Here is a 20,427-nt window from a genome sequence, read left to right as displayed (position 1 = left end):
CGGTTCCTGACTGAAAACTTTGATGTGATTTTGTTGCCCAGCTTTGAATCCTCTCAAATGGTGAGCAAATCACGTCGCAAGATCAAGTCGAAAACCGTGCGACAGATGTTGACCCTATCGCATTACCAGTTCAAGAAACATCTAGAGTGGAAAGCTTGGGAGTTGGGCAAAATTGCTTTGACCAACATTAACGAAGCCTACACATCTAAAACTGTTTCGTGGACAGGTGAAATCGTGAAGATTGGCGGCTCTCGGGTCATCAAGTCGAAGGTTGATGGGCGATCAATGAATCGGGATCTAAATGGTGCTCGTGGGATTTTCCTGCGGGCATTGGTTGATACGCCTTGGTTGAGAGACCATCTCAACTTATGTATTTGTTAGCATCCGTTAGCAAAAAAGTATCGGTACCAAATGGAATGTACCCCTTTGTTTTCAATGCCTCCAGACTCTCAGGATCCGGCTTTCCGGGAATTTGAGAGTTTGGGACATTGGATATTGAGTTTTGAAGAGGGCGAACGATGGGACTTGAACCCACGAATGGCGGAACCACAATCCGCTGCCTTAACCCCTTGGCTACGCTCGCCACTGTAGTGGGTCATTATAACAACTTTGCGCTGAAAAGCATACCCGCTATAGACAAATTTCTTGGGAGCCTGATTTTGGCGGGGGCGATCGCACCGACAACGGCCGCTCGATAGGATGGAAGCCAAGGGCCAAGATCATCCAGATTGACGGATCGAATTCAAAAGCGGAATTCAAGATCGGTGGCCGTCGAATTGTTCTTCAAGGTGGCGGATGTGAAAGCGATTGTGGTGGTTAGCGGTGTGATTGTGGCGATCGGGGCGGGTCTGGCCGTCACCAATCCCAACCCCGATCGCTATGCGGATTTTGCTGCGGACTACATCAGTCGAGAGGTACAGGAGAGCACTTGCCAGGACGCTCCCGGCTTTTTGCAGGTGGCTTGCCAGGGAACCGTGGGCCAACTGCGGCCCGCCATTCGCCAGGTGGTTTTGCAAAACACCGATCGCCAGAATTTTTGGCTCTTCAGTCTGTACCGCACCGAGCTGAGCCTTCAGGAGTTAGTTCCTGCTCCCTTTGGCGACAAGCTCCCCAGCTACGAGGCTGAAAGCTTGGCGATCGGGACGCGCATTTTGCCCTATCGCACCGAAACCCGCAAACCTTGATCGCATCGATCATTCAAACTTTGAACCCATTGAACCTTTGAACCATTAGCCATTGGGCATCAGTCGCTGGATATCTATCACCCATTGGGTATCAACCATTGGGGGGCTGTTGCAGTGTGGCCATCAAACACAGCAGCAGCGCTTCAGTCCATTCCACGATCGCCCCGTAGGTGTCGCCCGTTTGGCCGCCCAATTGCCGGTTAAACCAAGCACCCGTCAGCAGGGCGATCGCCCCGCCTCCCAAGGCCAGCCCCACCGCTGGCAACCAACTGCCCGGAAACAACACCCCATACAGCGCACTGAAGCTGAGGGCCAGCACCCAACCAGGCAACAAATTCCAGGGCGATCGAATCGCATCCTTGTGCATTCGCCCCTTCCCCCTGGGTCGTAGGTAGGGATAAGACAAAATAGCCACCACCTGCCCCCAGCGGGCCCAGGCCGCCACCGCCGCAATCACCAGCCAGCGGGCCTGCGCCAAATCCGCCAGGGCCACCGTTTTTAACAACAGAATTGCGGCCGCAGCCATGGCCCCAAAGGCTCCGGTGGTGCTGTCGGCCATCACGGTTAAACGGCGTTGGGGATCTTGCACCGCCAGCCCATCGGCCGTGTCGATCGCCCCATCGAGGTGCAACCCTCCCGTCAAAGCCAGCCAACCCAACACCGCGATCGCACTGCGCGTCAGAATTGGTACTCCAACCCAGCCCAACACACCATCTCCCAACCCCACCAACAGACCCAAAAACGCCCCGATCAACGGCGCAAGGCGAGCAATGCCCCGAAAGTCCAAGGATCCTTGCCAAGGAACAGGCAACACCGTATAAAACGCCAACCCCGCCAGCAGGTGCAAACCGGCCGATCGCCAGGGCTGCCACCAGGGGTCACGGGGCGATCGGGGCGGTGATGGCTTAGAAGAAGACTTGGGCACAGGGTTAGGCGCAGGGTTAGACGAAGAATTAGCTGCCGATTTAGCCGATCGTCGGGGTTCCGTCATAGGGAGCAATCTCCATTCATTTCAACTCCGCTGCGGCTCTGGGAGCCAGCTTTGAGCCATCGACAGTCAGGCTGGGGAGTGGGCCATTTCCCCGGTTCGTCCATCAGGTTACGCGCTCGGTAAGTGGTAAGGGCCCGTTGGTAGTTGTTACCCTGGAAATTACTGAGTGTTTTTGCCCCTTTCTCTCTCCGTAGAACTACGGTTCCATTTTGATTGAAACTATCGAAATGGATGAATCATCATTCCGATTTGGTTTGAGATTGGGTTCGATCGGTTCCAATCGCTTTCGATGGGCTTTCGATCAGTGCGGGTCACATATTTCTTTGGGGGGGCATCATTCTTGGGCATCAATTTTGCTGCTGCTTCTCGCGGGAGAGCAATGCTGAGATCGGCCCATCGATCGGTTCAATCATCCTGATTTTTTGCCAGTTGGCGATCGCTCTCGATCTGAGTTAATCTCAAGCCAACAACTTCAGTAATTTTCTCAGCGCACAAGTGAAGACCTTCCGATAAGATCGAGCAAGATATCTTTAGGCGTGCGCCTCAGCTTGGGTTGTCATGAACAAACGTCCATCTACAACGCAATTACCGGCTCCCTGCATTGTCGATCGTGGCATCATTGCCAACAAGCAGGATATGCAAAAACTGCTCGCTGGGCTGAATCGGGTGCGCTACACGCATATCCAGGACGGCACAACCACGAGCACCGGAGAAGGTCTCGTCCTTGATGTCTTTGCCGATGAGCATCAGGCAACGTTGGTTGCGAACCGAACGCTCTACCTGAATGTTTGTAGCTTTGACTATTTAGAAATTGGCCAAACAACGGATTTGGAACCCTATTTCTATTTAGTTCAAGACCGTAGACAACTACAGCTCTATCCTCTATCGAATCCGTTGCAAGAGCAGCGATCAACGGACTTTGACGATGCGGCCCTTGATGCTGTCTTCGATCGAGTCTTGCTGCGAAACTTTGAAGCGGTTGATGACGATGAAGAGCGTTTTTATCTGTAAGGTTGATCCATCAAGAAGATCAGCCTTTCAGTAAACGCTTTTGCACCGATTGTCGATTTTTTTCGAACTACGTCTTCATCATGTCTTCATAATCGATGAGCCTCCAACCCACTGACCGATTGAGTTAGTGTGCGAGCCATGGCCTCGGAGCGTCAATCGCTTCACGACCAACGTCTCCGAGTTGAGCCGCTCAATTGTTGAATCAGAGCACCAATCCCCGGGACGAGGGGGGCTTTTGTCCCGGGCTTGGTAGCTTGCCCACAAAATGGACTGGTAACGAGCTGGCCGCAAAATGGGCTGGTTGGGTTTTAGGGGTCGCCGGTCGTGAGGCCGAATCGATAGCCCTTGCCATAGACACTGTGAATCACTGGGGGTTCGCCCACGGCTTCGATCTTGCGTCGCAGCAGGCGAATTTGGGCCGCCAGGGCATTGCTGCTGGGGCGATCGCCCGTGGGCCACAAATGGCCATAGATCTGGTCATGGGTCAGCACTTGCCCCGGATGGCGCATCAGGTATTCCAATAGACAGGTTTCCTTGTCAGAGAGTTCAATGAGCCGATCGCCCCGATAGGCCAACTGGTTATCGCAATCGAGGCCGAGATCCTGCCACTGCAATCGGCCGGGGCGATCGGTTCCCGGTGGGGTTTCTGGGGCCTCGTCCGGGGTGCTGCGGGGCCGTCGCAACAGGGCCCGCACCCGCGCCAGCAACTCCCGCAACTCAAAGGGTTTCACCAGGTAGTCATCGGCTCCGGCATCCAACCCCGCCACCCGATCGTCGATCGTGTCCTTCGCCGTCAAAAACAACACCGGCACACCCTGACCCATTTGGCGCAGGCGTTGGCAAATTTCCACCCCGCTGATTTCTGGCAACATCCAATCCAAAATCAGCAAATCGTAGGTGTTTTGGCTGGCCAGTTGATAGCCCGCTTGCCCATCACTGGCCACATCAACGCTGTAGCCCTCGCGGGTCAAAAGCCGACTGAGCGGATCGGCCAACGCTTGCTCATCGTCCACCAGCAAAATTGTGGCAATTTCCGCCTTCGGATCGCTGGTTGGGGGCATGGGGGTGATGCGTTCCATGGTTGTTGCCAGTTAATGCTTGCCAGTTGATACTTGCCAGTTAATGCTCGATTAATACTTGCCAGTTGAAAATCACTGCCTGAAGAAGGCCAGTGGCCAACGCTTGCTAGGTTAATCGGCTCTGCCAGGTTGCTGCCTTCCTGAAAAACGTGCTAGCTTGAATGGCAATCAGGCCTAGTCCGCCATTTAACGCGAAACAGCGGGCATTCAGCCTTCGGGCAATGTCCAAGTTTTAGCAGTTGGCTCAAGGTGATTGAGGCCCTTTGAATAAAGCAGGAGGTGATGCCCATGGGTAGTAGCAGTAGTATGTCTCAGGGTTTTCAAGTTGGAGGATACTGGCTGTGTACCGGGCTGGTTGCCTAGGTAAGCCCTCCCTCTTCAAAAAGGGTCACGTCACTCGACGGGGCGGTTAAAGCTTTCGCAATACCCGGCAGTTGAGTTTCAAGTTGATAACCCGCTAGACCGCTCCTATCCGTTGTTTCGGGTAGGAGCGGATAGTTTTTGGGGGGTTTGAGCGTGTTTTTTTGAGCGTGTTTTGATGGAGGGCTGCAGGGCGATCGCGCTGGGCGGATTCCCAGTTGCCTTGGATTCTTGCGCTGTTGAGGTTGAGCTTGAGATTTAGTTTGAAGTTGAGCGCTTGGGGTTTAGCGCTTGGGGTTTAGCGTTTGAGGTTTAGCGTTTGGGGTTTAGCTGTCGCGGCGATCGCGCATGAGCCAAAAGCCCGCAAAGCGCTCCTCATCGGGATTCGTTTGCACCGCCAGAAAATGCACTCCTTGGGCCCCTTGCTTTTGGGCTTCAAAGGTTTGTCCCTCGGCTTTTTGGGCCGCATTGGGCAAGGTCGAGAGCACCCAAGCATCACCAATGCCGGTTTCCAAAATCACCCGATCGGGAAATTCCTCCCGATCGCTCGACAGGCTGGAAGGCTTCACCTGTTGTTCAATCCGCACAAAACCCATTTCCAAACCCGACATCCAAGCGGAGATGGCCATGGCCCGAGGCGAAAAAATCAGCAACCCGGGAATTGGCGTATCGGGCGCTAGGTTGACCATGGACAAGGGAAACGCCTCGCCAAAGTCGATCGCCCATTCATGCAGCTCGCCAAAGGCCGACGCTTCCAGGGAAACAAAGGCCCACTTTTGCCCCAACAGCGCATCGGGCAAGGGCTGGGCGGCCGGTGGCGGCATGAACACGCCTGCCGTTTGGGCAGTGGCTTGGTAGCCCGGTTCTTGGGGATAGACCGTTTCGAGCCGATCGGCAATCCAATCCTTGATGGCGTGGGTGCGGTGGCTGAGGGCGCAGGGCAACTCCGCATCCTGGCAGGCTTTGACGATCATGTTCTTCATGGCCTGCCGGAAAAAACGAATCCGGCTGGGGGCCTGGCCTGCCTTGACGATCGCCTCTTCGATCGCCTGCATCAGGGTCACGGAATTGACCTCGCTGTTGGAGCAATATTTGCTGTAGCGAAACAGGGATTGCCAATCGGCCCGCGAGTCAGTGGGACTCTCACAAATCAAGATTTCCCAAACCTTTTTTTGGTCTGCATCTAAAATCGGACGCGAGTAAAAATCCAGTTCCCAGATAACGGCCATTGCTAAAAAATTTGCCGGACGGCTAAGTTGAGGCTTGCGGTTGGGCAGCGACCCGGGCAGAAGCTGGGCGATCGAGCGATCGGCCCCATGCCAAACCCCAGGACACTAAAATTCCAAACCGTCTCAACTGTACCGTTCCGTTGAAACGGGCGATCGCTCAAAAACCGGTGAAATCATCCCTTGCGGCATGGGCTGAACCCAAGACAACAGCCCTCACCGTTGACTAACCCTTCACGCCACTGCCCGTTTCGCTGGGCACAATGTAGTTTTGCATCACCAAAAAGAAAGCCAAAATTGGGGCGATCGAAATGACCGAACCCGCCGCAATCAAGCGCCAATCTAGGGAAAACGTACCCGACAACCGCGCCACCCCCAGCGGCAATGTGTAGTAATTCGGGTCATCCAAAATCAGCAGCGGCCAGAGAAAATCGCTCCAAGCCCCAATAAACACAAAAATTGCCAGGGTAATCAGCGCCGGCCGCACCGATGGCAACATCACATGCCACCAAATTCCCAACTCAGAACAGCCATCAATTCGGGCCGCTTCTTCCAAGTCCTTCGGCACGCCCCTGAAGGCCTGGCGCATCAAAAAAATGCCAAAGGCCGAGGCGATCGCCGGGAAAATTAAGCCAATAAAACTATTTCGTAGCCCTAAATTCACCGCCAAAATATAGAGCGGAATCATCACAATTTGGAAGGGAATGGCAATGGTGGCCACGATCGCGCTAAAAATCCATTCCCGTCCCTTAAACGACAACCGCGCCAAAGGATAGGCCGCCAAGGAACAGATCAATAAATTCAACGCCACGGTTAACCCCGCCACCAGGGTGCTGTTGAGCAAATATTGCGCAAAGGGGGCGCTCGTCCAGGCTTTGACAAAATTTTCCAAGGTCGGCGCGGCGGGAATCAGCCGAGGCGGAAAGGAAAAAATATCTTCCGTGGGCGACTTCAAAGATGTGCCCATCAGCCAGAGCAAGGGCAACAACATCACCAGGGCGATCGCCCCCAAAAGCACATATTGAGCCAGGGTTTTCCAGAGCGATGCTTGGGAACCGAAAGTCTGGTGAGTGGTTTGATCAATGTCCATGCGCGGTTGCCCCCAGTTAATCCAGTTGGCGGCCTGTCAGCTCCACAAAGATATCCTCTAGGTTCGATGGACGCACCATCAACCCGGTTTTCACTGCCTGGGAATCTAGATATTGATTCGCTTCCAAAAGGGTGGGGAAGAATTTGTAATCCCAGCGATCGGCCGTTTGTTTCATGACCAATCCTTCCCCATGTTTGGTGCGCAAATCTTGCAGCGTTCCCAGCTCAATCAGTTGGCCCGCGTCCATGATGCCGATGCGATCGCACAGATACTCCACTTCGTCCATGTAGTGCGTCGTCAGCAGCATCGTCATGCCACCGCGATTGAGGTCGCGAATAATTTCCCACAGGCGGCGGCGCGTTTGCGGATCCAACCCCACCGTTGGCTCATCCAAAAATAAAATTTCCGGCTCATGCAACAGGGCGCGGGCAATTTGCAACCGACGCTTCATCCCGCCCGACAGGGTTTTCACGAGACTATCGCGGCGATCGCCCAGTTCCACATAGTCCAACCAGCGATCGATCCGCCCTTGGCGCTCTTTGGTGGGAATGTGGTGCAGCCGGCCGTGGAATTCCAAATTTTCCCAAACGGTTAAATCGCCATCCACGCTGGTTTGTTGCAACACCACGCCAATTTGTTGCCGCACCTGCTGCATTTGGCGAGCCACATCAAACCCAGCCACCTGAATTTGTCCAGCGGTGGGGCGAGTGAGGGTGGTGATCATCCGAATGGTGGTGGACTTGCCCGCGCCGTTGGGGCCCAGCAGCCCAAACATTTCTCCCGCTTGAATCTCAAAGCTGAGATCGTTCACCACGGGGCGATCGCCATAGATTTTTTGTACGTTTTGCAGGGAAACCGCCGCGCCCATTGTTTTCTTGCCTGTGAATTGCCCAGCCTGTAACAGCTTTGTAACACTGGCTTCTACTGTACCTGTTTGGGTTAAACAACGGTTTCCGAATTCCACAGGCGGCGGCTCCCATTAACGCCAATTAACGCGCCAACTAACGCCCATTAATCCGTATCCTGATCCGCCGCCGGGTCATAGAGCACCACGTTTTCCTGTTCGTTGGGGTCATTGCGGGCCACCAACGCCTGGGCCGGTTCGCTGGTGCTGAGGTTGTGGGGCTGGTGGGGAACGCCAGCGGGAATGAAAATAAAGTCGCCCGCCTCGTGGATGATCGATTGTTTCAGCCCTTTGCCATAGCGCGTTTCAACCCGTCCTTGGAGCAGATAAATCGCTGTTTCATAGTCCCGATGGAAGTGGGGTTCGGCTGCCCCCCCGGGCGGAATAATCACCAGGTTCAGGGAAATGCCTCGGGATCCTGCGGTGGCTTCTGAAATGCCCACAAAGTAGGGCAATCGCTGGCGCGTGAGGGTTTCCGCGTCGGGGCGAACGGTCACAATTTCACCGTCAATGGCTTGATCGACCGGTTTCGGTTGAGTGGGCTGAGCCACCGAATCGCGTTGATCGGGCATAGGGGCCGATGGTGACGACTCGATCGAGGCAGTAACGGGCATCCCTGATTGATCCATGGTTCCGAAGCCGGCTCGGCCGGTTTGAACGGGTTGAGTTTGAGCGGGTTGAATTTGAACGGGTTGAATTTGAACAGATTGAGCGAGACCAGTCCAGAAAATTCAGCGCGATCGACAGTGGCTAGTGGCTAAGTTGAGGGACGATCGGGCGCGGGGCGATCGGGGGTGGAGGATTCCAAACGCCACAGATTCCACCAACTGGCCCCAAAGGGAACCAACCGCTGACCCCGCTGCTCGATCGCTTTGGGCAGTTTCTTGCCGGGAACGAGCACAAAGGTATTGGGGCGATCGGGCCAGTTCAAGTTTTGAATGCTGGGAGCTAACCAAAAGGTGATGTTACGAGCCTTCAGGCGATCGCTGGCATAACTCAAAGACAGGGCCGAGGAAGAATAGCCAGGAACCGCTGTCATCACGATTAACGGGCGATCGACCTCTTTCAAGGCCTTGGCAACTTCCACCCAACCCGGCCCACCCTTGTTCCACCAGGATAATTGCCAGGAGCGGGCTTTTGCCGCGTTCAAGTTAGCCACGACCAACAAAATCGCCAAGCTACTCGCAACAAGTTGAGGCATCCAACGCCAACGGCGGAGATAGAACCACAGAGGTTGGGGCAATGCCTGATCAGGCTTGGGGGGAATCCGATCGCAAAGCGTGGTAATCCAATCGGCTAAGGCCACTTGCACACCAATGATCAGCGGCAATTGATAGCGAATGATGGTGGCCATGGCGCGATCCATCACGATGGCTGGCAACCAAAGCAACAGGAAAAACGGGGCAATGGTGCTAAAGACAAATCGCTTCACCATTGGTTCGCTCGATCGCCCACAATGCACCAGCGCCCCCACAGACAACACCAAGACCCCTAGTCGAATTGAATCCACAACCCTGGAAACTGGGATCCAAATATTCGGCTGGTTATCCCACAGGGTGGCCGCAAACACACGCATGGCAGACCAACGCTGCATCCCGGGTTGGTAGGTCTGATTCAACCAGTCCAGAGATATCACAGCCCCTTCTCGCACTTGAAACAGTGTCCATAGCCAAGGGGACATGACCAAAAGGGTTCCACCCGCCGCGATCGCCCAAGGGATAACCCGTCGCCAATGCCGATCGCCCGATCGCCACCACCAAACCCCAACCCAAAGGCCATGGCCCAGCAACACCAACCCCCCAAGCAAGTGGCTGTACCAATTGAGGGTGAGGGTGATGCCATACAGCAACCAGTGAACTCCAGTGGACTTTTGTGCAGACTTTTGCGCAGAATTTCGCAGCGATCGGGCTAAAAACCCACTGGAAAGCACCACAAAAACCAGCCAAATGGCATATTCTCGCGCCTCTTGGGCATAGAGAATTTGTAGCGGTGACAGGGCCACCAACACCGTACCAATCCAAGGCAAACTGGGGCGATCGCTCAATTGGCGTAAGAACCAAAACACACTGGGCAACAACGCAACTCCCATCAGAGCCGTCACCGTGCGGAGGCTGACAATGTTGTTCCCAAACCAGTGGGCCCAACCTCGGGCTAGCAGGTAATAGAGGGGTGGGTGATGGGCATTGGCAGCAGCCAAAGACTGAACCGTATCCCAAGCCGTTTTGCCTGGTTTTGCAGCAAGACTGCGCCAGAGATCGGCCATGACCTGCTCGCGACCTCCCCATTGTTGAAGGAGTTCAGGATCCGTCTGGTTCGCAATATGCCGCAGGGTCGAAAATTCGTCGTACCAAGGGAGGAACTGTCCTAGATGAGAAAATCGCAGCAAGCAACCAATGGTGATTAGTCCGATCGACCCCCAAACTAGCCAACGTGGTGCTCGTGCGTTTGGATCAGCCATGTTTTTGTCAATTTTTCGCCATTTTTCTGGTTATAGCCCATGACGCATGGAACCAATTCGTATCAGTTCAGTGCGAAAGATCTACACAAGAAATATGCGTTGTTCGCTCTAGAAAAGCGATCAGCGGTGGCTAGTGGCTAAGTTGAGGGGCGATCGGGCGCGGGGCGATCGGGCGGGGCGGATTGCAATCGCCACAAATTCCACCAACTAGTTCCGAAGGGAATCAACCGCTGACCCCGCTGCTCGATCGCCTGGCGGAGATCAGGGGATGGACTAAACAAAAAGGTGTTGGGGCGATCGGGCCAGTTCAAGCCTTGGAAACTGGGAGCCAGCCAAACAGTAACACCGCGAGATTTCAGGCGATCGCTGGCGTGGCTCAAGGCCAAAGCAGAAAGGGAATACCCAGGGATATCGGTCATCACCAACAGGGGGCGATCAATTTCTTTCAGGGCTTTGGCAATTTCGACAGAAACGGTTCCCCCCTTGCTCCACCAGGACAATTGCCAGGAGCGTGCTCTGGCGGCGTTCAGGTTAGCAACCAGCAACAAAATCGCCAACAGCGCCGCAAAACAGTGGGGCATCCAGCGCCAGCGGAATAAATAGAACGATAGGGGCTGGGGCCATTCTTGGACAGGCTTCGGGGTAATTTGCTCGCAGGTCGTGACAATCCAGTTGGCCAACACCACTTGCATTCCCAAAAGCAAGGGGAACTGGTAGCGAATGATGGAAGCCATCGTTCGATCCATCACAATCGCAGGCAGCCAGACCAGCAAGAGGAACGGGGCCACTGCACTGAGAACAAACCCCTTGAGCAAGGGTTCTCCCGATCGCCAACATCCCACCAAGGCCACAATCATCCACAGGGTCACCAGCAGGCAGGGAACATCGGTCGCCGTTGGGAAGGAAGCCCAAAGATTCGGTTGGTTATCCCACAGGGTGGCGGCAAAGGCCCGCAGGGCTGCCCAACGGTGAATTCCTGGGGGCCCCGCCTGACTGAGCCAGGCCAGGGAGGCGGCTGATTGGGTTTGGACTCGATAGAGCACCCAAATCCAAGGGGAAATGGCCAGCAGGGTTCCAACGGCGGCGATCGCCCAAGGGATTGCCCGTCGCCAGTTCCGATCGCCTGATCGCCACAGCCAAACCCCAACCCAAAGGCCATGGCCCAGCAGCACAAACCCCCCCAGCAAATGGCTATACCAATTCAGGGTGAGGGTAATTCCATACAGCAACCAGTGGGGCCAGGTGGAATGACGCAGCGATCGGGCTAAAAATCCGCTGGACAGCACAAAAAAAATCAGCCAGATCACATATTCCCTCGCCTCCTGGGCATAGAGAATTTGCAAGGGAGACAGGGCAACCAACGCCGTGCCCACCCAAGGCAGGCTGGGACGCTGACTCAGTTGCCGCAGGAGCCAAAAAACACTGGCCAGCAGGATCACCCCCATGATCGCCGTGGCGGTGCGGAGGCTGACGATCGTGTTGCCAAACCAGTCGGCCCAGACGCGCACAAACAGGTAATACAGGGGCGGGTGATGGGCATCATGGGTGGCGAGGGATGTGACCATATCCCAGGTGGTCTTTTGGGGTTTTGTCGATAGGCTGTGCCATAGATCGGCCAAAACCTGTTCGCGCCCCTGCCACAGTTGGGTGAGATCCAATTCCGATTGGACGGCGATGTGCTGCAATGTCGCCAGTTCGTCATACCAAGGCAGGAACTGGCCTAAACCGGAAAATCGCAGCAGGCAGCCAATGGTGATTAGCCCAATCGATCCCCAAACCAACCAACGTGGTGCTCGCATTGCTCGATCGGTCATGGTTTCTGGGTCGTGGTTTCTGGGTCGTGGCGTTGTCGATGTCTCGCCAGTTTCCTGGTTATAGCTCATGGCCTTTGGGCCCCAAGCCTTGCCAGTCGGGCCCTAAAAGTCCGGGTCATCGGCTAGGGTTTGCAGGTGCTGCAAGAACTGCAACAGTTCCCGATCAGTCAGTTGGGCCCGGGTGCGCTTACCAAAGGCCATTTGTAAATATTCCACGCCCTGTTGCTTGTTCCAGCCCAAACGCTTCATCAACACGTCTGTTTGGGCGATCGCGTCGGATAAGTCCGTGGGTGCGGGCGCAGGGGCCGGCGTGGGCACAGGGATAGGGGTGGGCGCAGGCGGGCTGGCGGCACGGCGCGATCGCTTGGGGGCAGGAGCCGGGGCCGGCTCTGGTTCCGGCTCTGGGGGCCATTCTGGTTCCATGGTGGGCAAGGGGTCGCTCGCCCCATGCTCAACCTCGTAGAGATCCTCATAGCCGGGCGATGTGGATTCCAGGGTTGGATCCAGGGCTGGATCCATGCCCGATCGACCGTCAAATCGATCGGGCGATCGATCATCAAATCGGTCACTAACCACATCAACCATCGGCGCGGCCAGGGGAGCCGGAATCGGGGTCGAGATGGGGGCTGCAATCGGGGTCACCACCGACAAGGCGGCCGGAAGCTGATAAGTGGGGGTGCTGCTGATCAGTTGGGCCTGCCCCCGATCGGCCGGTTCCAAAAACAAACCCACCGCTTCCAAGGCCCGCAACCGGGCCCGATCTTCGGCTTCCTCCAGTTGCTCCGAAGCGCCAAACCCCGTGGCCAACACCGTGCCTTCCAGGGTGACGGCCGCCCGCACAATAAACTTTCCCTGATTCACTTCAATGATTTCGGATGTGAGGCTGCCGTTAGGATAACGGGCACGGAATTCGGCAAACATGGCACAAACCGATCTCGGTTAGGTGGGCGGGCTGAGCAAACGGGGGGATGGCGGCGATCGTGCGGCTAGGGTAACCCGCGTGTCAATGATTGACAAGGTGCACGCCACGCTCTAGCGTAGATGGGCCCGAGCGCAGCCGCTCCCTCCAGTGTGTTCCTGCATTGATTTGGTGTTTGGAGTGTCTTTGGACGAGGGTTCCCATCGACCACCCCCTCCCAATGCCACAACGCTGCAACTTCGATCTTGCCGGTTCAAGATCTTGCAGCACCCAATGCGGAACCCTTCCGGCCCTAGCTCGAGTGACGCTTGTGGATTTCCCGCCCGATCGATGCGACGGGCCCCGACCAGCAACGCTCCAGAGGCATAGGGATCGTCGTCAGTACGGTTAATGTTCATGGCATTCAACAATGCTGTTCGCAGCACTGTGATGGCTGTCGCTCGCGCCTCATTCGCCCCATCCCATTCTCTGTGCCCGGAGGTTGACGCGCTTCATGGAATTTTCGATCGCTTCCCTACTCGCGAGCTTTACCTCAGAAAAGTCGCTCACGCCAAAGGTTCTTGAACAAAAGTTGGGCACTCGCGAAGGACGCGGCAATCGCCAGCTTCAGATTGCCCTGGACGCACTGGAAAAGTTGGGGATTTTGAATAAGGAGCGCGGTCGCTATCGCCGGTTGGAACAGGAGGGCATGTTTGAGGCCAAGCTGCGTTGCTCCAGTAAGGGGTTTTGCTTTGCCATTCAGGATGACGACGACGCGGAAGATGTCTATGTGCGGGAATGTCACCTGAATCATGCCTGGAATGGCGATCGGGTGTTGGTGAAGGTGATCAAAGAGGGCGGCGGTCGCAGTCGGCGGCGCAGTCCCGAGGGCCATGTGGAGCTGGTGCTCGATCGGGCCAATTCGTCCCTGTTGGCCCGGGTGGAAAAGGGCGAGGACGGGATTTTTCGGGCAGCTCCTTTGGACGATCGATTGCTGTTCCGGGTGGAACTGGACACCAGCGGGGTGGACTTGGACGCGATCGTCAACTACCTGGTGAGCGTGGAAATTGTCCGTTACCCGATCGGGCAGTTGCCGCCCTTGGGCCGCGTGATCAAGGTGTTGGGAGCCGATGCGGACGCGGCGGCTCCGGCTGACATTGTGGTCTGTAAGTATGGGCTACATGAAAGCTTCCCGGAGGAGGTTTTGGCGGCGGCGGCGGCGTTACCGGCTCCGGCGGATAGCTTGAAGGCGAGTGCCATTCAAGGACGGTTGGATTTGCGATCGCTGCTGACGGTGGCAACGGTGACCGCCACGGCCGGAGAGCTGCCCCCGGTGATCGATCGGGCCATTACCTTGGAAACCAACCCGGCGGGCCATATGCGGTTGGGGCTGCATGTGCCCGATGTGGCTCACTATGTGGAACCGGATTCACCGCTCGATCGCGAAGCCCGGCGGCGGGGTGTGGCGGCCGACTTAGGGGCCCAATGGTTGCCGCTGTTCCCGGCGGATCTTTACGCACGCCATGGTTCCTTGGGTCTAGGGTGCGATCGCCTGGCCACTTCCGTGCTGCTGACCTTTAATGATCAGGGTGAATTACTGGAGTTTGAAATTCATCCCAGCGTGGTGCGGGCCGATGCCACCCTGACGGAAGCCCAGCTCGATGCGTTCTTGGACGGCAACCAGGCGGATCCGGAGTTGCCCCAAGCCCCCGCGATCGGGGATTTGTTGACCCAACTGAAAACCCTGGCGGCGGCCCTGCGGGGACAGCGGCTCAGCCGAGGCGGGTTTGATCTGAGCGGTTACCGAGGGCTGACCTCGTTTGATCGCGAGGATGTGCCCGGTGCGCCGATCGCCCCGATCGGGATTGCTCCCACAGCCCGCGTCCTGTTAGCGGAAGTGACGATCGCCGCCAATGCCGTGGTGGCCAGCCATCTGCAAGCCCTGCAAGTGCCCACGCTCTACCGAGTGCAAGCGGCCCCCAGTCCCGGGGATGTGCAGGAAACCCTGCGGTTGGCCGGCAACCTGGGCTTGGAGTTGACCCTGGAGCAGCCGGATCAGGTGACCCCCCGCGATGTGCAACAGTGGCTGCAACAGGCCACCGACGGCGACACCCGCAAAATCCTGAATCGTCTGTTGGTGGAAGCCCTGAAGCCAGCCGCCTACAGCCACGAACCCCGCTCCCACTTTGGTTTGGCCCTGCCGGTTTACACCACCCTCAATGCGCCCACCCGCCATTACGGAGACCTGTTGGTGCAACGGAGCTTGAACACCCTCTTTGCCAAGGGGCGCGATCGACGCACGGCCCGCAGCAAAGAAGGCGTGAATTTGCACCACAGTTCTTGCCATGGGGCGATCGGCTGGAACCTGTTGCCCACGGAAGATCAACAGGAGTTGGAAGCCTCGATCACCAGCGCGGCCTGGCTGCTGAGCGATCGGGAACGATTGATCCAAGAAGCCGCCGCCGACAGCCACGGCCTCCGCAAAACCGCCGCCATGCGGGCCCGAATTGGCGAAACCTTCAGCGGCCCGATCGTGGGCGTGCAGTCCTACGGCTTCTTTGTGGAGCTAGAGGCCTTGGGCATTGAAGGGCTGGTGCATGTGTCCTCCCTGAAGGACGACTGGTACGAGTATCGATCGCGCCAGCAAATGTTGATCGGTCGCAAGAGCCGCCGCCAATACGCCCTCGGGGGCCGTGTGGAAGTGGAAGTGCGCGGCGTGGACTACTACCGCCAACAGATTGACTTGGTGGCCGTCAGTGGCGGGGCCGAGTCCAACTTTGATGCGCTGGTGGACGATGAGGACGAAGCCGATGATTCGGATCTGACCTTTGGCTACGGGGCTGAGGAGCCGGAAGAGTCGGATCTTGTGGATCTCCGCGAGCCGGACGATTTGGAAGCGCCCCTCGACGAGTTCGACGACGACTAGATCCGCTGCCTATCCTAGAAGGAGCGATCGCCCTGGTGATCGCTCCTTTTGCTTGGGAACTGGTTCCTGAACGTTGGTTCCTGAACATTGGGAATCGGGAACTAGAAATCGGGCCATTCAGAAGTCAAGAGCAAGCCATGAAACGTCGTCAGTGGTTGTGGCAAGGATCCCTCGCGCTGGGCGGGGCCCTTGGGGGTTGGGCTGGATTTGGCGATCGCCCCGCTCGGGCCGCCACCCGTTGGAGCTATGACGGCCCCACCGGCCCCAACCACTGGAGCGAGCTGGATCCTGCCTTTGCGGCCTGTGGCCTCGGTCAGCGCCAATCCCCGATCGATCTGGCTGCCCAGAAACAGCTTGGGCCCGTGGATTTGCGGCTAGATTACCAATCCGTACCCCTGACGGCTCGCAACACGGGGCGATCGATCTTTGTGGACTGCCCGCCCGGCACTTGCACCTTGCATCTGGGCGATCGACCCCATGACCTCTTGCAATTCCACTTTCACCACCCCAGCGAGCATCACCGCGCCGGCCGCACCTTTCCCGCAGAAGTGCATTTTGTCCACCGCGATCGGGCCGGATCCCTATTGGTGTTGGGCCTTTGGTTAACGGCCGCGCCAACCCAGACCGCCGCTTCCCAGCTCGATCGAGCCGCTCCCCAACTGTTGCAAGACTTATTAGCCCGCGCGCCGATCGCCCTTGGAAGCAGCCTCGATCGCGCTTGGCAAGGGAACCCCGCCGACCTGTTGCCCCCCATCCCCCGATCGCTCTACCACTACCAAGGCTCCCTCACCACGCCCCCCTGTTCCGAAGGGGTGACTTGGTTGCTGTTTCCAGAACCCCAGGCGATCGCCCCCGCCCTGCTCACCGAGTTGCAAACCCGATTAGGAACCAACGCCCGCCCCCTCCAGGCCCAGCTTGCCACCCCCAAAGCCTAGGCCGAACGTTCTAGCGTTGGGAATTCGCCGACTCCTGCGCGGGTGAATCAGCCAAATTGATTTGCTGAATTGGAATTTGGATCGTGAAAGTTGTGCCCTGGCCGTATTGAGATCGGAAACTGAGTTTCCCTCGATGTTTTTCCGTAATGATTTGATAGCTAATGGCCAGTCCCATTCCAGTTCCTTTACCTACATCCTTAGTTGTAAAGAAAGGATTGAAAATTTTGCCCTGAATCAGTAGCGGAATTCCGATTCCATTATCAGCAATTTCAATCGCAATCCATTGGCTATCCAGAACAAAGGTACTAATTTCAATTGTCCCAAAATAGGTGGAACTGCTGGGCATAATAATTTTCGAGTCTGCTTTTTTAACAGCTTCCCCGATCGCATCGATCGCATTTTCCAAAATACTCATTAACGCTTGATTTAGATATCGAGGATAACATTCAATTAAAGGCAATTGACCATAATTTTTGGAAATGGAAATTGATTGCAGCTTGGCTTTTAGTTGGTAATTTAAGATTTTGAGAATTCCATCAATATCTTCATGTACACTGATGGTTTTTAGCTCAGATTCATCAATTCGCGAGAAATTCCGTAAATCTAAAACAATTTGCCGAATGCGATGAGTCCCCGTTCGCATCGAATTGATGATTTTTTGAGAGTCCTCTTTCAAAAATTCTAAATCAATGGTTTCGGTGAGTGATGGAATTACCGCAGCCGTTTTCAAGTCCTGGGCCTGATGAAACTCCAAAGATTGAATCAGCGTTTGCAAATATTCTTCTAAATATTCCAAATTTCCATGGATAAAGTTCACGGGATTATTAATTTCATGGGCAACCCCAGCCACAAGCTGCACCAAACCCGACATTTTTTCAGACTGCACCAGATCGCATTGGGTTTGCTGAAGCCGCTCGATCGTGGCTTGTAACTTTTGATTAGCTGCATTCAGAGCTTGCGTTCGTTGGGCAACCCGTTTTTCGAGTTCCGTATTCATCCGTTGCAGCAATTGCTCAGCCTGGTGGCGATCGGTCACGTCCGTTAAAGATCCTGAAAATTCACCATCAGCGCCACGGGGCTGAATCGTAATTTCTAACCAAACTGTCTTCTGAGTATGATCTCGAAAGTGAAGCTCCTGTCGCAAAGTGGCGCAATGATCTAAGTTAGCCATCATCGTTTGCCAGCCCGCTTGCTCAGTTTCATCCATAAACTGGGCCAGGGATTTGCCTAAGCACAAATCAATCGGAAAGCCGAGAATCTTCGTCCAAGCTGGATTTAAAAAGGTAATTTGACCCAAATGATCAACCTTAAAAACAATTTCACTCAGGTTTTCCACTAGGGTTCGATAGCGGCGCTCTGATTCCGCGAGTCTTTCAATGAGTCGGTATTGAATTTGGGTGTTTAGCTCATCACTTTTACTAAAATCAGTCATTATCCTGTTTTACCTAAGAGGATGTCTGAAAAGCCCAAATGGATACTCTGCAAGCTCCAGCCATCGGCAAACACAGAATGCGCAAGCTCCTTTGCCAACTGCTAGCCCCTAGCTCGGTATCTCAAAACACTTTTCAGACATCCGCCAAAGACTCAAGAAAAGACTCAGCGGAAATTACATTGGCATAAAGGGGAAACACATTTTCTAAGTAAAATTCCTGCTCAAACTGGGTTCTGGCACAGGTGCAATCGGCCAAAACTGACACGCGATAGCCCTTTTCGTGGGCAGCCCGACCGGTGGAGTCAATGCAAACGGAAGTGACCGCACCGGCCAGCACAATATGGGTGATTTGATGTTTTTGGAGCAGCTCATCCAACGAGGTTCCCGTGAAGGCATTTAAACCCCGCTTTCCGGGCACAACCCAAATTTGATCGTGAAAGGGCAGGAGGGCCTCAACCATTTCCGCACCTTTTTGCCCTGCTTGGAAGGCTCCCACGTCGCGGACGGTTTTAAGGATACCAACGGGATCCAGCAATTCCTCATAGGTGGGGGTGAAAAAAATGGGGGTTGCAATGGTGGGAACCCCATGGGCGATCGCCCCGCGCACCACTTGCACCGTACTGTCCAGGATGCGATCGACTGGAACAGCCTGGTCAATCACAGACCGCAGGATCCCATCAGCAGCAAAATAGTCGTTTTGGAACCCAATCAAGATCAGGGCAACTGAACAGGACATAACAAGCTTGGCTATTGGTCTTCTGTTCAGTTTTACGATCTCAATCTTGAGAGGGCAAGCAAATTAGCCTACCCGACTTCTTCACGATCGATGCCATTGAATGGCACTCAAAATCATTGATTTAAAAGCAACTGAAATTGATGTTTTTGATATGAGAAATGATGAATTCATCAAAAGCATCAATCGCATTCCGTAACCGGGGAAGGAGCCGCCGCCGCAATACCTACAGATGGGGATTCCGGTTCCACTTCAGGCAGAGATTTCACAGCCCCGGGGGTGGGATCTTGGGCCCGCAAATTCGCCAAGGCTTCCTTGAGCAACACAGCCATGGGCACGGCCACCACCACGCCCAACAGGCCGCCCACACGCACGCCTGTTAGGATGGCCACAAACACCCAAAAGGGGTTCAGGCCCGTCACACTGCCCAACACCCGAGGAGCCACCAGGTTTTCCACCACTTGCTGCACAATCAGGGCTGCGGCCAAGGCTTGCAGGGCCAGGCCAATATCTTGGAGGGCAATCAGGGAGATGACCGTGCCAATGCCCACGGAACCGCCAAAGGGAACCAGGGCCATCAACCCGATGGTTAGGCCAAAGAGCAGGCCAAAGGGAATTTTGAGCAACACAAACATGGTGGTTAGCCCCAGGCCCAAGCAGGTGGCCGTGAGGATTTGCCCAATGAAGTAGTTTTGGAAGCTCGATCGCAGGGTGCGGGAAAAGGGCTGCTGAACCCGATCGGGTAGCCAAGCAATCAAGCTCTCCCAAATTTCTTCGCTGTGTTGCAGCAAATAGAAGGTGAGGACGATGGTTAACACCACATCCAACAACCGAACCACCGTCACCACCGTGACATTCAGGGCCAAGTTGAGGGTGCGGCCGGCAATGCTTTGGAGTTCGGTTTTGAGGCGATCGTTGAGCTGGGAAATCACCCCATCTAAGCTGATGGGCAAACCAAACAAGTCGGCTCGCTCATTCAGCATCATGAGTTGGCGCTGGCCCGAGTCAATCCATTCCGGCAGCCGCGCCACCAATTGTTGCGCCTGGGCCACCACCAGCGGAACCAGGGTCACGCCCACACCAACGACGATCGACAGGGCCACCAAAAACACCACTACGGCGGCCAGCCCTCGCTTCACCCCTTTGGCCGCGAGCCAGTTGACGGGATAGTTCAGCAAAAAGGCCAGCAAAGCCGTGACCAACAACACCCCCAGCAATGATTGGAAGTAGCCAAAAATCGTGGCCAAGGCCCAGGCATTGAGCACGGTCAGGGGAGCAGCCAGGGCAAAGAATAGAAACCGTGATAGCGGCGAGAGCGATTCCCACCATTGAACCAGCTTGCTTGCGGGAAGTGGCTCAGTGTTGCTCATGCGGGCGCGGCTCCTG

The 20,427-nt window shown here is 55.6% G+C and carries 17 protein-coding genes and 1 tRNA gene; 5 read left to right on the top strand and 13 right to left on the bottom strand.

Translation table 11 applies throughout. The features are described 5' to 3' along the window. Positions 1–381, top strand: a 381-nt coding sequence (locus H6G53_RS14375; RefSeq protein WP_190534053.1) for a zinc ribbon domain-containing protein, incomplete at its 5' end; no start/stop codon positions are given. Positions 382–510: 129 nt separating this feature from the next. Here H6G53_RS14375 and H6G53_RS14370 read toward each other — a convergent pair. Beyond that, positions 511–583, bottom strand: a tRNA-His gene (locus H6G53_RS14370). A gap of 181 nt (positions 584–764) precedes the next feature. Between H6G53_RS14370 and H6G53_RS14365 the strand changes: the two genes are divergently transcribed. Then, positions 765–1,184, top strand: coding sequence for a DUF4359 domain-containing protein (locus tag H6G53_RS14365; RefSeq protein ID WP_190534051.1), 420 nt, complete (start codon positions 765–767; stop codon positions 1,182–1,184). A 91-nt stretch (positions 1,185–1,275) separates the two neighbouring features. On the opposite strand, the gene cobS is transcribed toward H6G53_RS14365, so the two are convergent. Next, positions 1,276–2,175: an adenosylcobinamide-GDP ribazoletransferase gene (gene cobS, locus H6G53_RS14360; RefSeq protein WP_190534047.1), complete on the bottom strand. Its 900-nt coding sequence runs from the start codon at positions 2,173–2,175 to the stop codon at positions 1,276–1,278. Positions 2,176–2,733: 558 nt separating this feature from the next. Between cobS and H6G53_RS14355 the strand changes: the two genes are divergently transcribed. Then, on the top strand, positions 2,734–3,186 hold the full coding sequence (locus H6G53_RS14355; protein WP_099531653.1) for a hypothetical protein: 453 nt from the start codon (positions 2,734–2,736) through the stop codon (positions 3,184–3,186). Positions 3,187–3,494: 308 nt separating this feature from the next. On the opposite strand, the gene H6G53_RS14350 is transcribed toward H6G53_RS14355, so the two are convergent. The 8 genes from H6G53_RS14350 to H6G53_RS14315 all read right to left on the bottom strand — a co-directional run bounded on the left by H6G53_RS14350 (position 3,495) and on the right by H6G53_RS14315 (position 13,038). Then, positions 3,495–4,265 carry a response regulator transcription factor gene (locus H6G53_RS14350; protein WP_242030969.1) on the bottom strand — a complete coding sequence of 257 codons (771 nt, stop codon included), beginning with the start codon at positions 4,263–4,265 and terminating at the stop codon, positions 3,495–3,497. A 686-nt stretch (positions 4,266–4,951) separates the two neighbouring features. Further along, positions 4,952–5,854: a Tab2/Atab2 family RNA-binding protein gene (locus H6G53_RS14345; RefSeq protein ID WP_099531654.1), complete on the bottom strand. Its 903-nt coding sequence runs from the start codon at positions 5,852–5,854 to the stop codon at positions 4,952–4,954. Between the two features lie 223 nt (positions 5,855–6,077). Further along, the gene (locus tag H6G53_RS14340; RefSeq protein WP_190534044.1) at positions 6,078–6,941 is read right to left on the bottom strand and encodes a carbohydrate ABC transporter permease; all 864 of its coding nucleotides are present in this window, start codon (positions 6,939–6,941) and stop codon (positions 6,078–6,080) included. Positions 6,942–6,957: 16 nt separating this feature from the next. Then, positions 6,958–7,809 carry a heme ABC exporter ATP-binding protein CcmA gene (gene ccmA / locus H6G53_RS14335; protein ID WP_190534068.1) on the bottom strand — a complete coding sequence of 284 codons (852 nt, stop codon included), beginning with the start codon at positions 7,807–7,809 and terminating at the stop codon, positions 6,958–6,960. Between the two features lie 143 nt (positions 7,810–7,952). Continuing rightward, positions 7,953–8,417, bottom strand: a complete 465-nt coding sequence (locus H6G53_RS14330; RefSeq protein ID WP_190526871.1) for a cupin domain-containing protein — start codon at positions 8,415–8,417, stop codon at positions 7,953–7,955. Between the two features lie 185 nt (positions 8,418–8,602). Then, positions 8,603–10,108, bottom strand: coding sequence for a glycosyltransferase family 39 protein (locus tag H6G53_RS14325; RefSeq protein WP_190534041.1), 1,506 nt, complete (start codon positions 10,106–10,108; stop codon positions 8,603–8,605). Positions 10,109–10,440: 332 nt separating this feature from the next. Then, the gene (locus H6G53_RS14320) at positions 10,441–12,117 is read right to left on the bottom strand and encodes a glycosyltransferase family 39 protein (RefSeq protein WP_190534038.1); all 1,677 of its coding nucleotides are present in this window, start codon (positions 12,115–12,117) and stop codon (positions 10,441–10,443) included. 102 nt (positions 12,118–12,219) lie between these two features. Then, positions 12,220–13,038, bottom strand: coding sequence for a hypothetical protein (locus H6G53_RS14315; protein WP_190534035.1), 819 nt, complete (start codon positions 13,036–13,038; stop codon positions 12,220–12,222). A gap of 491 nt (positions 13,039–13,529) precedes the next feature. Here H6G53_RS14315 and H6G53_RS14310 point away from each other — a divergent pair, with 491 nt between their 5' ends. Together H6G53_RS14310 and H6G53_RS14305 are read left to right on the top strand one after the other, a co-directional pair. Beyond that, positions 13,530–15,941 carry a ribonuclease R family protein gene (locus tag H6G53_RS14310; RefSeq protein ID WP_099531661.1) on the top strand — a complete coding sequence of 804 codons (2,412 nt, stop codon included), beginning with the start codon at positions 13,530–13,532 and terminating at the stop codon, positions 15,939–15,941. A gap of 137 nt (positions 15,942–16,078) precedes the next feature. Beyond that, the gene (locus tag H6G53_RS14305; RefSeq protein WP_190534032.1) at positions 16,079–16,876 is read left to right on the top strand and encodes a carbonic anhydrase; all 798 of its coding nucleotides are present in this window, start codon (positions 16,079–16,081) and stop codon (positions 16,874–16,876) included. Positions 16,877–16,886: 10 nt separating this feature from the next. Here H6G53_RS14305 and H6G53_RS14300 read toward each other — a convergent pair whose 3' ends face one another. From H6G53_RS14300 to H6G53_RS14290, 3 genes are all read right to left on the bottom strand, one after another. Continuing rightward, a complete protein-coding gene (locus H6G53_RS14300; RefSeq protein WP_190534029.1) occupies positions 16,887–18,308 on the bottom strand; it encodes an ATP-binding protein in 1,422 nt (473 codons plus the stop codon). A gap of 133 nt (positions 18,309–18,441) precedes the next feature. Continuing rightward, entirely contained in the window at positions 18,442–19,044 is a 603-nt protein-coding gene (locus H6G53_RS14295; RefSeq protein ID WP_099534480.1) for a cysteine hydrolase family protein, read from the bottom strand. A gap of 179 nt (positions 19,045–19,223) precedes the next feature. Beyond that, positions 19,224–20,411, bottom strand: a complete 1,188-nt coding sequence (locus H6G53_RS14290) for an AI-2E family transporter (RefSeq protein ID WP_190534027.1) — start codon at positions 20,409–20,411, stop codon at positions 19,224–19,226. Positions 20,412–20,427: the final 16 nt, after the last annotated feature.

Origin of the sequence: Limnothrix sp. FACHB-406 (assembly GCF_014698235.1) — a bacterium.
GTDB lineage: Bacteria > Cyanobacteriota > Cyanobacteriia > CACIAM-69d > CACIAM-69d > CACIAM-69d.
This window is presented reverse-complemented; position numbering and strand designations above follow the sequence as displayed.